This window comes from Pseudomonas sp. FW305-70, assembly GCF_058783925.1.
In genome coordinates, this window is the sequence record NZ_JBYSYZ010000012.1 from 121,705 (window position 1) to 135,260 (window position 13,556).

General features: G+C 60.6%; 14 protein-coding genes. 9 read left to right on the forward strand and 5 right to left on the reverse strand.

The window, feature by feature from the left end; translation table 11 throughout:
- Positions 1-15 precede the first annotated feature (15 nt).
- The 5 genes from pstA to AC3WN7_RS12140 all read left to right on the forward strand — a co-directional run bounded on the left by pstA (position 16) and on the right by AC3WN7_RS12140 (position 5,776).
- Positions 16-1,686: a phosphate ABC transporter permease PstA gene (pstA, locus tag AC3WN7_RS12120; RefSeq protein ID WP_095964356.1), complete on the forward strand. Its 1,671-nt coding sequence runs from the start codon at positions 16-18 to the stop codon at positions 1,684-1,686.
- Positions 1,687-1,865: 179 nt separating this feature from the next.
- Positions 1,866-2,699 carry a phosphate ABC transporter ATP-binding protein PstB gene (gene pstB, locus AC3WN7_RS12125; protein WP_095964355.1) on the forward strand — a complete coding sequence of 278 codons (834 nt, stop codon included), beginning with the start codon at positions 1,866-1,868 and terminating at the stop codon, positions 2,697-2,699.
- A gap of 109 nt (positions 2,700-2,808) precedes the next feature.
- A complete protein-coding gene (gene phoU / locus AC3WN7_RS12130; protein ID WP_095964354.1) occupies positions 2,809-3,570 on the forward strand; it encodes a phosphate signaling complex protein PhoU in 762 nt (253 codons plus the stop codon).
- Positions 3,571-3,738: 168 nt separating this feature from the next.
- Positions 3,739-4,641, forward strand: a complete 903-nt coding sequence (locus tag AC3WN7_RS12135) for a response regulator (protein WP_095964353.1) — start codon at positions 3,739-3,741, stop codon at positions 4,639-4,641.
- A gap of 238 nt (positions 4,642-4,879) precedes the next feature.
- On the forward strand, positions 4,880-5,776 hold the full coding sequence (locus AC3WN7_RS12140) for a peptidoglycan DD-metalloendopeptidase family protein (protein ID WP_102673737.1): 897 nt from the start codon (positions 4,880-4,882) through the stop codon (positions 5,774-5,776).
- Between the two features lie 80 nt (positions 5,777-5,856).
- On the opposite strand, the gene AC3WN7_RS12145 is transcribed toward AC3WN7_RS12140, so the two are convergent.
- From AC3WN7_RS12145 to phoB, 3 genes are all read right to left on the reverse strand, one after another.
- Positions 5,857-7,197 (reverse strand): hemolysin family protein, encoded by a 1,341-nt coding sequence (locus tag AC3WN7_RS12145; RefSeq protein WP_007975205.1) that lies wholly within the window; start codon positions 7,195-7,197, stop codon positions 5,857-5,859.
- Between the two features lie 122 nt (positions 7,198-7,319).
- Positions 7,320-8,606 (reverse strand): phosphate regulon sensor histidine kinase PhoR, encoded by a 1,287-nt coding sequence (phoR, locus tag AC3WN7_RS12150; protein WP_219735705.1) that lies wholly within the window; start codon positions 8,604-8,606, stop codon positions 7,320-7,322.
- 80 nt (positions 8,607-8,686) lie between these two features.
- Positions 8,687-9,376 (reverse strand): phosphate regulon transcriptional regulator PhoB, encoded by a 690-nt coding sequence (gene phoB, locus AC3WN7_RS12155; protein ID WP_015097384.1) that lies wholly within the window; start codon positions 9,374-9,376, stop codon positions 8,687-8,689.
- A gap of 153 nt (positions 9,377-9,529) precedes the next feature.
- On the opposite strand from phoB, the gene AC3WN7_RS12160 reads away from it, so the two are divergent.
- Positions 9,530-9,931 carry a COG4315 family predicted lipoprotein gene (locus tag AC3WN7_RS12160; protein WP_102673738.1) on the forward strand — a complete coding sequence of 134 codons (402 nt, stop codon included), beginning with the start codon at positions 9,530-9,532 and terminating at the stop codon, positions 9,929-9,931.
- Here the strand turns inward: AC3WN7_RS12160 and ubiA are convergent.
- A complete protein-coding gene (gene ubiA, locus AC3WN7_RS12165) occupies positions 9,916-10,806 on the reverse strand; it encodes a 4-hydroxybenzoate octaprenyltransferase (protein ID WP_095964349.1) in 891 nt (296 codons plus the stop codon). The genes AC3WN7_RS12160 and ubiA overlap by 16 nt on opposite strands.
- A complete protein-coding gene (locus AC3WN7_RS12170) occupies positions 10,806-11,369 on the reverse strand; it encodes a chorismate--pyruvate lyase family protein (RefSeq protein ID WP_095964348.1) in 564 nt (187 codons plus the stop codon). Before AC3WN7_RS12170 ends, ubiA begins: the two co-directional genes overlap by 1 nt.
- 199 nt (positions 11,370-11,568) lie before the next feature.
- On the opposite strand from AC3WN7_RS12170, the gene AC3WN7_RS12175 reads away from it, so the two are divergent.
- The 3 genes from AC3WN7_RS12175 to AC3WN7_RS12185 all read left to right on the forward strand — a co-directional run bounded on the left by AC3WN7_RS12175 (position 11,569) and on the right by AC3WN7_RS12185 (position 13,376).
- Complete coding sequence (locus tag AC3WN7_RS12175; RefSeq protein ID WP_007975200.1) at positions 11,569-11,739, forward strand: rubredoxin; 171 nt, start codon at positions 11,569-11,571, stop codon at positions 11,737-11,739.
- Between the two features lie 18 nt (positions 11,740-11,757).
- Positions 11,758-12,906, forward strand: coding sequence for an NAD(P)/FAD-dependent oxidoreductase (locus AC3WN7_RS12180; RefSeq protein ID WP_007975199.1), 1,149 nt, complete (start codon positions 11,758-11,760; stop codon positions 12,904-12,906).
- 194 nt (positions 12,907-13,100) lie between these two features.
- Entirely contained in the window at positions 13,101-13,376 is a 276-nt protein-coding gene (locus AC3WN7_RS12185) for an HU family DNA-binding protein (RefSeq protein ID WP_003195589.1), read from the forward strand.
- The last annotated feature ends 180 nt before the right edge of the window (positions 13,377-13,556 follow it).

Below are 13,556 nucleotides of genomic sequence, written 5' to 3' on the forward strand. Positions count from 1 at the left end.
GAAAGGTAGAAGTCTGTGAAACAGAACTCCCTGAAAGGATGGTTCAAGAGCGGCGCCCCCGGCGTCTGGATCAGCGGTGGCGCGGTGTCCATCGCGGTCATCATGACCATTGGCCTGCTGGCAGTGATTGCCGTGCGCGGCCTGGGTCACTTCTGGCCGGCGGATCTGATCCACGCCAGCTACGACGTACCGGGCCAGGGCCAGCACCTGGTGATCGGCGAAATCGTACAGAAGGAAGAAGTGCCACGTGCCCGTCTGAAGAGCGCCGGCCTGCCGGTGCCTGACGAAGGCCCTGAGTTCATGACTCGCGAGCTGATCAAGGTCGGCAACCGTGACCTGAACGGCAACGACTTTACCTGGGTCGTCGGCGAGTGGCTGACCAACCAGACGACGCCGCCGGAGTTGATGGCGATCGAGCGGCGTGAGTGGGGCAACTTCTACGGTTACCTGGTCAACGTCAAACAGGACGGCAAGGTTGTCGCTGAAGGCGAAGCCGCATGGCCTGAGTTGCAAGCCCGTGTCGATCGCGTGAACAAGCTGGCCGCACAGCTCAAGAGCCTGGAAAAAACCGACATCGGCGCGATCAACGCCGGTCTTGAGCGCGTTCGCCTGCACGGTCGCAAGCTGGAGCTGGATGGCAAGCTCGACGCCGCCGCACAAGCGGACATGGAATCGGAGCGCGCCGAACTCAATGCCCGCTATCAGGATGTTGAAGCGCGCCTGAACGATCTGCATGCGCAGTTCAACCGCGACAGCCTGACCGCCCGTGATGCGAACGGTAAGGAAATCGAAATCGGCATCGGCAAGGTGGTTCACGCCTACCAGCCGAACGCCATGAGCACGACCACCAAGATCGGTTTCTACTTCAGCAAGGTCTGGGAGTTCCTGAGCGACGACCCGCGTGAAGCGAACACCGAGGGCGGTATCTTCCCGGCCATTTTCGGCACCGTGATGATGACCCTGATCATGGCGATGATCGTGACCCCGTTCGGCGTGCTGGCGGCGGTGTACCTGCGTGAATACGCCAAGCAGAACACCCTGACCCGGGTGATCCGCATCGCGGTGAACAACCTGGCCGGTGTTCCGGCCATCGTTTACGGGGTGTTCGGCCTGGGTTTCTTCGTCTATGTGCTGGGCGGCTCGCTCGACCGTCTGTTCTTCCCGGAAGCCTTGCCGGCGCCGACCTTTGGCACGCCGGGCCTGCTCTGGGCTTCGCTGACCCTGGCGCTGCTGGCAGTGCCGGTGGTGATCGTGGCCACTGAAGAAGGCCTGGCGCGGATTCCTCGCACCGTGCGTGAAGGCTCGTTGGCCCTCGGCGCGACCAAGGCTGAAACCTTGTGGAAGATCGTATTGCCGATGGCCAGCCCGGCGATGATGACCGGCATGATCCTCGCTGTGGCTCGTGCCGCGGGTGAAGTGGCGCCGCTGATGCTGGTGGGTGTGGTGAAACTGGCGCCGTCGTTGCCGGTGGACGGTAACTACCCGTATCTGCACCTGGACCAGAAGATCATGCACCTGGGCTTCCACATCTATGACGTCGGCTTCCAGAGCCCGAACGTCGAAGCCGCACGACCGCTGGTATACGCCACGGCGCTGTTGCTGGTGCTGGTGATCGCGACGCTGAACCTGTCGGCCGTCTACATCCGCAACCACCTGCGCGAGAAGTACAAAGCTTTGGACAGCTGATTTCCAATGTGGGAGCGGGCTTGCTCGCGAAAGCGGTGGGTCAGGCAACATTGATGTTGAATGTGCCGGCCTCTTCGCGAGCAAGCCCGCTCCCACACTGGACCGCGTCCACCGGAATATTGATGGGAACTGCAATAAGCAGCGTTCCGAACCGAATTTGTTAGCACAGGGAGCCTCCCATGCAGCACGAAGCACATACCCACGGCATCAACATGTCGGCACTGGGTCGCGATAAACAGAGCCTGAGCCTCGAGCAGGAAACCGTAGCCATCGAAGTACCTGGCCTGAGCCTGTACTACGGTGAGAAGCAAGCGCTGTACGACGTCAGCATGAACATTCCGAAACAGCGCGTGACCGCCTTCATCGGCCCGTCCGGCTGTGGCAAGTCGACGCTACTGCGCACCTTCAACCGCATGAACGACCTGGTGGATGGCTGCCGCGTCGAGGGCGAGATCAACCTGTACGGCAACAACATCTACCGCAAGGGCGAAGACGTGGCCGAGCTGCGTCGTCGCGTCGGCATGGTGTTCCAGAAGCCCAACCCGTTCCCGAAAACCATCTACGAAAACGTGGTTTACGGCCTGCGCATCCAGGGCATCAACAAGAAGCGCGTGCTCGACGAAGCCGTCGAGTGGGCACTCAAGGGCGCAGCGCTGTGGGACGAAGTCAAAGATCGCCTGCACGAGTCGGCACTGGGTCTGTCCGGTGGTCAGCAGCAGCGTCTGGTGATCGCCCGCACCATCGCCGTTGAGCCGGAAGTGTTGCTGCTCGACGAACCCTGCTCGGCACTCGACCCGATCTCCACGCTGAAAGTCGAAGAGTTGATCTACGAACTGAAATCCAAGTTCACCATCGTGATCGTGACCCACAACATGCAGCAGGCGGCGCGGGTTTCCGACTACACCGCGTTCATGTACATGGGCAAACTGGTGGAATTTGGCGACACCGACACCCTGTTCACCAATCCAGCGAAGAAGCAGACCGAAGACTACATCACGGGCCGGTATGGCTAGGAACAGCTGCAAGCCGCAAGCTTCAAGCGGCAAGTAAGAGCGGTCCGAGTACGACACAACACAGCTTGCAGCTTGTAGCTTGCAGCTCACAGCTATCGCGGAGCAAAAGATGATTTCGAAGGAAGGCTTAACCCACCACATCTCTGCCCAGTTCAACGCCGAACTGGAGGAAGTGCGCAGCCACCTCCTGGCCATGGGCGGGCTGGTCGAGAAGCAGGTCAACGACGCGGTCACCGCGCTGATCGAGGCCGACTCCGGCCTGGCCCAGCAGGTGCGCGAGATCGACGACCAGATCAACCAGATGGAACGCAACATCGACGAAGAATGCCTGCGCATTCTGGCCCGTCGTCAGCCAGCAGCGTCCGACCTGCGACTGATCATCAGCATTTCCAAATCGGTGATCGACCTGGAGCGCATCGGTGACGAAGCGACCAAGATCGCCCGTCGCGCCATTCAGTTATGCGAAGAAGGCGAGGCACCGCGCGGTTACGTCGAAGTGCGCCACATCGGTGACCAGGTGCGCAACATGGTCCGTGATGCATTGGACGCCTTTGCCCGTTTCGATGCCGAGCTGGCCTTGTCGGTGGCGCAGTACGACAAGATCATCGACCGCGAATACAAGACTGCCCTGCGTGAGCTGGCGACCTACATGATGGAGGATCCGCGTTCTATCTCGCGGGTTCTGAGCATTATCTGGGTACTGCGTTCGCTGGAGCGTATCGGCGACCACGCGCGCAATATCTCGGAGCTGGTGATCTACCTGGTACGCGGCACCGACGTGCGGCATCTGGGGCTCAAGCGCATGAAGGAAGAAGTCGAAGGAACAACCGGCGAAACCGCTAATGTTCCGGGCAAAACTGACGATAAGTAAGGTTGCCCAAGTAAAGCGCCCGGCCTGTTGGCCGGGCGTTTTTGTTTGTGGCCTACGCATTCGAAAAGCAGCACCCGTGAACGAAAAGTCCGGCGTGACTGAAGGTTTTTTGGCAATGTGCCATCAGCAAGGCGGTATGCTGGCCGGGATTTTTTAAAGGGGTGGTGGATGAGTAAGGTCAGTGTGTTGGTCGTGGACGACGCGTCGTTCATTCGTGACCTGGTGAAAAAGTGCCTGCGCAATTATTTTCCGGGCATGCGGATCGAAGACGCGATCAACGGCAGAAAGGCCCAGGCCATGCTGGCCAAGGAAGCATTCGATCTGGTCCTGTGCGACTGGGAAATGCCGGAAATGTCCGGCCTGGAACTGCTGACCTGGTGTCGTGAGCAAGACAGCCTCAAAGCCATGCCTTTCGTGATGGTGACCAGCCGTGGCGACAAGGAGAACGTCGTCCAGGCGATCCAGGCCGGGGTATCCGGTTATGTCAGCAAGCCGTTCACCAACGAACAACTGATCACCAAGGTCAAGCAGGCGCTGCACAAGGTCGGCAAACTCGATGTCTTGACCAACGTAGCCGCGACCAAAACCAGCCCTGCATTCGCCAACGACTCCCTGGCCGCCCTGACCGCTGGCAAGGCCCCCGTCACCACGCCAACAGCCGCACCCGCACCGTCCAAAGGCTTGCTCAACAGCCCGCCGGTCAAGGCGCCTGCGGCTTCTTCAGCACCCGCCAGCGGCCGTGGCCAGGGTCAACTGCGTTTGCCGAACGGCATCCAGCAGTGCGTGATCAAGGCCCTGAGCCTCAAGGAGGCCCTGTTGGTGGTCAAGCGCACCGAGACCCTGCCGCAGATCCTCGACAGCGCCGTGCTGGACCTGGAGCAAGGCGACAATGCCGAAATCGCCCGCCTCAACGGCTATCTGCATGCTGTCGTGGCCCACGAACCGAAGCCCGACAGCGACTGGCTGCAACTGACCTTCCGCTTTGTCGATCAGGATGCGCAGAAGCTCGATTACATCTCGCGCCTGATTGCGCGGGGGACGGCGCAGAAGCACTTCATTCCTGGCGCTTGATACAGCGTATCTGCTTGTCCGCCTTCGCGAGCAAGTCGAGTCGTCGCACCGCCGCTCCCACATTTGAAATGCATTCCAATGTGGGAGCGGCGGTGCGACGACTCGACTTGCTCGCGAAGGGGCCATTGGCTTTGTCAAAAATCTTCTGAACGGCCCATTTTGAAACATCTGCCGACTACCCGAGTCCATAGCAGCTGCTAGGCTCCATCTCAGTTTCCACTCGACAGAATCCTTGCCCATGTTCACGCGGCTGCTGTTTTTCTGTGGCCTGTTCATGGTCGCCACCTCGGCCGTGGCCATGACCATCTACAAGTCCAAAGACGCCAATGGCGTGGTTTCCTACAGCGACCGCCCCAGCAAAGGCGCCCATGTGTTCGTTTTCCGCGATGGCATGGTCGAGCACCTTGAGCGTCAGGTGCGCCTCATCATCATGAAGAAGAAAGGCGTGCACAGCGTGTATGTGCGCAATGACCTGTATGCACCGGTAGAGGTCGAACTGAGTTTTGCCGGGGTAAAGAACGCCAGCGGTGTGCCGGGCAGGACGATTCGACGCGTGATACCGATGCGCAGCAGCGTTCGCCTGGCGCAGCTCACGGCGGCCAAAGGTGGAAGGCCGCTGGCGTACGTCCCGAAGTTCAAGTATTCCCTGGGCGACCCCTCAGGACCCACGGTGGGCTATCGGTACCCGTTGCCCTGGCGTGGCGGCCCGTTCCGGATCAGTCAGGGCGCCAATGGCCCCTATAGCCACTTTGGCCCCAAGAGCCGCTACGCCATAGACATCGCGATGCCTGAGGGCACGCCGATCATTGCCGCGCGAGGCGGGGTGGTGGTGAAGACCGAGAACAGACAGAGCGGGCGCGGCACCGATGCCTCCGGCAATTTCGTGCGGGTGCTGCACGATGACGGGACCATGGGTGTTTACCTGCACCTGAAGAAGGGCTCGGTCCGCGTTCGGGAAGGTCAGCGGGTAACGGTAGGCAGTGCTCTGGCGTTGTCCGGCAACACCGGCAACAGCACCGGGCCGCATTTGCACTTCGTGGTGCAGCGCAATACCGGGCTGGGGCTGGTGTCGATTCCGTATCAGTTCAACCAGCCGGTGGGTGCTTTGCCCAACTTTGCGTTGGGCAAGCAATAAAAGATCGCAGCCTCCGGCAGCTCCTACAGGTGTTCACATAGCCCTGTAGGAGCTGCCGGAGGCTGCGATCTTTTAGGTGTTTAATCGAGCATCAACACCTTGGCCAGGACAATCTTCGGCCCCTTCATCTTCTTGATGATGATCCGCAGGCCTTCGACTTCCAGCACTTCTTCCTCTTCCGGAACGCGCTTGAGACTCTCATAGACCAGCCCTGCAAGGGTTTCGGCTTCGACGTGGTCGAGGTCGATGCCCAGCAGTCGTTCAACCTTGAACAGCGGGGTATCGCCCCGGACCAGCAACTTGCCCGGCTGGTACGCGAGGATCCCGCGCTCGGCCTTGCGGTGTTCATCCTGGATGTCGCCCACCAGCACTTCCAGCACGTCTTCCATGGTCAGGTAGCCGATGATGTTGCCGTCGGCCTCTTCGACCACGGCGAAGTGCGAACCGCCCTTGCGGAACTGCTCCAGCAACTGCGACAGCGGCATGTGCCGCGACACGCGCTCCAGCGGACGGGTCAGTTCGGCGAGGTTGAACGACTCGGGAATGTGGTCCAGCGCTGCCAGTTCCAGCAGCAGATCCTTGATGTGCAGCAGGCCGACGAACTCCTGGCGTTCGCTGTCGTACACCGGATAGCGGCTGAACTTGTGGCGACGGAACATTGCCAGGATCTGCTTGAGCGGTGCGTTGAACTCCAGGGTCACCAGGTCTTCGCGGGAGTTGGCCCAGTCGACCACTTCCAGTTCGCCCATCTCCACCGCCGAGGCCAGCACGCGCATGCCTTGGTCGCTCGGGTCCTGGCCACGGCTGGAGTGCAGGATCAGTTTCAGCTCTTCACGGCTGTAGTGATGCTCGTGATGCGGGCCGGGTTCACCTTGCCCTGCAATGCGCAGGATGGTGTTGGCGCTGGCGTTGAGCAGGTAGATGGCCGGGTACATGGCCCAATAGAACAGGTACAGCGGCACGGCGGTCCACAGCGACAGCAATTCGGGTTTGCGGATCGCCCAGGATTTCGGGGCGAGCTCACCGACCACGATGTGCAGGTACGAAATGATGAAGAACGCGGTGAAGAACGAGATGCCTTTGACCACTTCGGCCGATTCAACGCCGACAGCGCTCAACACCGGCTCAAGAATGTGGGCAAACGCGGGCTCACCGACCCAACCCAGGCCCAGGGAGGCGAGGGTGATACCCAATTGGCAGGCCGACAGGTACGCATCGAGCTGACTGTGCACGGTGCGCAGGATGTGCCCGCGCCAGCCGTTTTTGTCAGCGATGGCCTCGACCCGGGTCGAGCGCAGCTTGACCATGGCAAATTCCGCCGCAACGAAAAAGCCGTTGAGCAAAACCAGGATCAGAGCAAAAAGAATCATGCCGAAGTCGGCGAAAATTGTAGCGAGGGTCAAGCCAGGGGAAGGGTCCATGATGGAGTTTTGCGGGTTCCGTGTATTCGAGAGGGAAGAAAATCCGCGCCTGAAGGGCAGGCGCAAGTCAGCCAATGTAGCGGCTGACCGGCCAGTTGCCTAGTGGCGCGTGCTGGCCGGTATCAGTCGGCGGTGCTGATAACCCGTGATTTGGTGACCTGAGCCGGGGCAAAGTGGCAGGTAAAGGTACTGCCGTGGCCCGGTACACTGCTGATTTCCATCCGTGCCCGATGACGTAACAAAACGTGTTTGACGATCGCCAGCCCCAGGCCGGTGCCACCGGTATTGGAGTTGCGGCTGGAGTCGACGCGATAGAAGCGTTCGGTCAGGCGCGGCAGGTGTTTGCTATCGATACCGATCCCGGAATCCTGCACGCTCAGGTGCGCCCCCTGGTCATCGCCCCACCAGCGAATGCGGATGTTGCCTTCGGCCGGGGTGTATTTCACCGCGTTGAACACCAGGTTGGAAAACGCGCTGCGCAACTCCGCCTCGCTGCCCTTGAGCAGAATCATCGGGTCGGCGTCCAGGGTGATTTTCTGGTTTTTCTGGCCGGACAACTGCTGCGCATCGCTCTTGATCGATTGCAGCAAGCCGTCGATCGGCACCGGCTGGTTGTCCGATGGATAATCGGTGGCTTCCAGCTTGGCCAGCAACAACAGGTCGTTGAGCAGGGTCTGCATGCGCCCGCCTTGTTGCTGCATCTGCTGCAAGGCACGGCCCCAGCGCGGGTTCACCTCGTCGACGTTATCGAGCAGGGTTTCCAGGTAGCCGCAGATCACCGTCAACGGCGTGCGCAGTTCATGGGACACGTTGGCGATGAAGTCTTTGCGCATTTGTTCAAGCTGATGGATGCGTGTCACATCGCGCACCAGCATCAAGTGTTCGTTGTTGCCGTAACGGGTGATGTACAGCTGAATGCGCACGCGGTCGTTGGTCGGCGAAGGAATTTCCAGCGGCTCGGCGTAGCTGTCTTGCTCGAAGTATTCCTTGAAGCGCGGATGGCGCACCAGGTTGGTCACCGGTTGGCCACTGTCCTGCGGGGTCTTGAGGCCCAGCAGGGTTTCGGCGGCGCGGTTCCACCACTCCAGGTTGCCGTCGGTGTCGAGCATGATCACCGCATCCTTGAGCGCGGCGGTGGATTCCTGAACCCGGTCGATCACCGCTTGCAGGCGCCCGCGTACCCGTTGGTCGCGGCGCTGCAGGTGGTAGATGCTGTCGAACACCTCGCCCCACAGGCCGTAGCCGTCGGGCGGCGCTTCATCGGGTTTGTGCAGGCGCAGCCACTCGTGCAGACGCAGCAATTGCTTGAGGGTCCAGGCCAGGTAAAGACCCAGGCCTGCGGCGAGGCTCCAGCCGTAATAGCCGGTGATCAGGCCGATCACCAGGCAGGCGGTGACCAGTAGCAGCATGTGGCGAATCAGGGTGCCATGCCAGTTTTGGTTCACTTGACGCGCGTCCTTGTCAGCTTGTCGGGCGGTAAGGGTCCGGGTCAGGCTTTGGTAGAAAAGCGGTAACCGGTGCCGCGCACGGTTTGTACCAGATTTTCGTAAGCATCGCCGAGGGCTTTGCGCAGGCGCCGAATGTGCACGTCGACAGTACGCTCCTCGACATAGACGTTGCCGCCCCAGACCTGATCCAGCAACTGGCCACGGGTGTAGGCGCGCTCCTGGTGAGTCATGAAGAATTGCAGCAGGCGGTATTCGGTCGGGCCCATCTCGGCGGGACGACCGTCGATGGTCACGCGGTGGCTGATCGGGTCCAGCAGCAGGCCGCCGACTTCGATTGGCGCCTCGCCATCGGTCGGGCCGGTACGGCGTAGCACGGCCTTCAGGCGCGCCACCAGCTCACGGGGGGAAAACGGCTTGGTGATGTAGTCGTCGGCGCCGACTTCCAGGCCCTGGATCTTGTTGTCCTCTTCACCCTTGGCGGTGAGCATGATGATCGGGATGTCCCCGGTCAGTTCATCTCGCTTGAGGCGACGGGCCAGCTCGATGCCGGAGGTGCCGGGCAGCATCCAGTCGAGCAGGATCAGGTCCGGTTTGCGGTCGACGATAATGGCGTGGGCCTGCTGGGAGTTTTCCGCCTCCAGGCAGTCATAGCCGGCCATTTCCAACGCAACGGCGATCATTTCGCGAATAGGCGCTTCGTCGTCGACGATCAGAATGCTCCTGCCAACCATGCCCAAAATCCTCTTGTCATTTAACTGTCTTGCGCCGCATTAGATAACGGAATTATTGCAGTCGTGTGACAGTATTTTAGTCGACCGGCGATTGGCTGGATCCTGGGCTAAGCTCTAAGTCCGGATCCTGACAACCACAAGAGGAAGGTTTCCATGAACTACATTGCTCAATCCTGGAAGGCTTTGCTGGTCACTGCTGCGTTAACGCTGCCGACACTGGCCTTTGCCGCCGACCCGGCGATGATGAAAGACGGCATGATGGTCGACCATAAGGGCATGACTTTGTACACGTTCGACAAGGACACTGGCGGCAAGTCGGTGTGCACCGGCGAGTGTGCAGAGTACTGGCCGCCGCTCAAGGCAGAGGCGGGTGCCAAGGCTGAAGGTAAATGGACCGTTATCAAGCGTGACGACGGGACCATGCAATGGGCCTTTGACGGAAAACCGCTGTACTACTTCCAGAAGGACAAGGCACCTGGAGAAATGAAGGGTGACAAGATGAAGGACGTCTGGCACGTCGTTCGCGAGCTTTTCAACGGTCAACGCAACCCGTAATCCAGCACAATCCCGACGAAAATAGCCAGGCCCGCCCAGTGATTGTGCAAAAACGCCTTGAAGCAACGCATCCGGTCCTTGTCGCGGGTGTACCAGAACTCCCACGCAAAGCAGCCCGCCGCCACCAGTAATCCGAGGTGGAACCAGCCACCCAGGTCGAACTTCGAACCCGCCAGCAACAGGCAACCCAACGCCAGTCCTTGCAGAGTCAGGATGATTGCCCGGTCCGCATCGCCGAACAGGATTGCCGTGGATTTCACACCGATCTTGAGGTCGTCATCGCGGTCGGTCATCGCGTAATACGTGTCGTAACCCACGGTCCACAGCAGGTTGGCGATCCACAGCAGCCATGCGGCAGCCGGCAATTCACCGGTTTCTGCGGTGAACGCCATCGGCATCCCCCACGAAAATGCGGCGCCCAACACCACTTGCGGGTAATAGGTGTAGCGCTTCATGAAGGGGTAACTGAACGCCAATGCCAGGCCGCCCAGCGACAGCCACACGGTCGCGGCATTGGTGCACAGCACCAGCAGGAAGCTCACGCCCATCAGCAAGGCGAAGAACACCAGCGCCTCTTTCGAGCTGATCTTGCCGCTCACCAGCGGGCGCTGCTCGGTACGCTTCACATGACCATCGACCTTGCGGTCCGCCCAGTCGTTGATCACGCAGCCACCGGCGCGGGTCAGCACTACGCCCAGGACGAAAATCACAATGTTGGCCAGGGACGGCGAACCCTTGCCGGCAATCCACAGCGCCCACAGCGTCGGCCAGAGCAGCAGGTAAATGCCGATCGGCTTGTCCATCCGCGTCAGCTGAATGAAGTCCCAGGCCCGAGGGTTCAAGCGGTTCAAGGACTTGAGCAGGCTTTGGTACATCAGAGGTTCTCCGATTGGGCGCGTGCGGCGTCCCACAGGGAAGGCAGGAAGATTTCGGCCACCAGGACACTCAACGCGCCGCGGTCAAAACGTGAACGGCGGCCCCATAGATCCGGTGCCCGCACCTCGCCCGGCAGCCATTCTTGAGGATAATGACAAACCTCGATGGCCCGACGCTGAAACGCCTGATCGCAGAACAGCAATTCACCCAGGGAGCGGCTGCCCAATTCGTCCATGTGCAAGCCGTCGCCTTGCAATGCACTGCGTGCCGCTACGCTGCGGGCGAACACCCAGGCTTCACCATGACCGCGCAGATACACCTCGCGCACCCAACCTTCACTGCCGTCGGCCAGGTCCAGCGCTGCGCATTCGTCGGCGCGCAAGGTTTGCCAGCCCTCGAACATCGGCGAGACGCTGAAGGCATCATTCGACAGATGAATCAGACGTCGGGTGAGCGAGCCTTCGTCGAACAGCCAGTCCAGGATGGAAGCATCGGGGAGGGGCGCCAGTTCGCTGCGCGAGAGCCAGAGAGGAGCTGGAGAGGGGGATTCTGTGTGTTGCACAATGAGTCATTATTGGCAGCAAATGAGGCGGCGAGCTTAACATGTCAGCCACCGATATCGATTGAATTGGCCTGCCGTTGCGCTGAACACGCTTGCATCCGGCGGCACCGATCAGTACAAAACGCGCTGAGTTGGACGGCAGTGCTACAACCATCGACCGTCCGGCCGGCAAAACGCCTGAACCCTGAGGAAGTACCTGATGAAAAAGTGGCAATGTATCGTCTGCGGCCTGATCTACAACGAAGCCGACGGTTGGCCGGATGACGGCATTGCGCCGGGCACCCGTTGGGAAGACGTGCCGGAAGACTGGCTGTGCCCGGACTGCGGTGTGGGCAAAATGGATTTTGAAATGATCGAAATCGCTGCCTGAATAATTGAGGAGTAAGGAATGAACGCACCTGTCGTCATCATTGGCACCGGTCTGGCTGGCTACAATGTCGCCCGCGAGTTTCGCAAGCTCGACAGCGAAACCCCGCTGCTTTTGATTACCGCCGATGACGGGCGCTCCTACTCCAAGCCGATGCTCTCCACCGGCTTCGGCAAAAACAAGGATGCCGACGGCCTGAGTATGGCCGAACCCGGCGCCATGGCCGAACAACTCAAGGCCGAAATACGCACCCACACGCGCATCAGCGGCATTGACCCGGGCCACAAGCGCCTGTGGATCGGTGAAGAGGCGGTGATGTACCGTGACCTGATCCTGGCCTGGGGCGCCGAAACCGTGCGCGTGCCCATTGAAGGTGACGCGGCGGATTGCGTATTCCCGATCAACGACCTGGAAGATTACGCACGCTTCCGTGCAGCGGCTGCCGGCAAGCGCCGCGTGCTGCTGCTCGGCGCCGGCCTGATCGGCTGTGAGTTCGCCAACGACCTGACCCTGGGTGGCTACGAAGTGCAACTGGTTGCGCCGTGCGAGCAAGTCATGCCGACCCTGTTGCACCCGGCGGCCGCGGCAGCGGTGCAGGCTGGCCTGGAAAGCCTCGGTGCACGTTTCCACCTCGGGCCGGTGCTCAACCGCCTGCAACGCGTGGCGGACGGCCTGGAAGCGCACCTGTCCGATGGTCAGGTGATCCCGTGCGACGTGGTGGTCTCGGCCATTGGCCTGCGCCCGCGTGTCGACCTGGCGGCTGCGGCCGGCCTGCAGGTCAACCGCGGCATCATGGTCGACCGGCACCTGAAGACCTCCCATGCCAACATCTACGCCCTGGGCGATTGTGCCGAGGTCGATGGGCTGAATCTGCTGTACGTGATGCCCTTGATGAGCTGTGCGCGAGCGCTGGCGCAAACCCTGGCCGGCAACCCGACTGCCGTCACCTATGGCCCGATGCCGATCACCGTCAAAACCCCGGTGTGCCCGCTGGTGGTATCTCCGCCGCCACGGGGTGCAGAAGGCATCTGGACCGTCGAAGGGCAGGGCGCCGACATCAAGGTTTTATGCCGCGATGCTGCGGGCAAGCTGCTCGGTTATGCCCTCACCGGTGCCGCCGTGATGGAAAAACTGGCCCTGAACAAAGAGCTTCCAGCCCTGTTGGCATAAATACCGGTCGTTCTGTCGGAATCACCCCCCTTTTGCCCTAACAATGGCCGCGCCGATACTGGCGCGGGGCCTCACTGCGTGCCATCCTCACTCCCGTCTGCCGCAGAGTAGAGCACCTGCGGCGCTTTTGGCGCTGCTCCACAGAGAGCAGCACGGACATAACAACAACAAACCGTCAAAGGGGCTTCACTCACATGCGTAAACCAGACCTCGCTGCAGCCATTGCTGAAAAAGCAGACCTCACCAAAGAACAAGCCAACCGCGTTCTCAACGCCGTTCTTGAAGAAATCACCGGTGCCCTGCACCGCAAAGACAGCGTGACGCTGGTGGGCTTCGGCACCTTCCTGCAACGCCATCGCGGTGCCCGCACCGGCAAAAACCCGCAAACCGGTGAGCCTGTCAAAATCAAGGCCAGCAACACCGTTGCGTTCAAGCCAGGCAAGTCGTTGAAAGACAGCGTTAATCCGTAAGCCGTTTTCGCCTCTCGCGTAGCGGGGGGTGGAATAAAAAATGGGCACGCCAACCAGGGTTGGGTGCCCATTTTTTGTACCTGAAATACCGCCTTGGAGCCGGCTTGCTGGCGATGGCGTTAGTGAGGGCGCTATCGCGAGCAAACATCGTCGGCGAGATGGCGCAGGGTTGAAGATCAA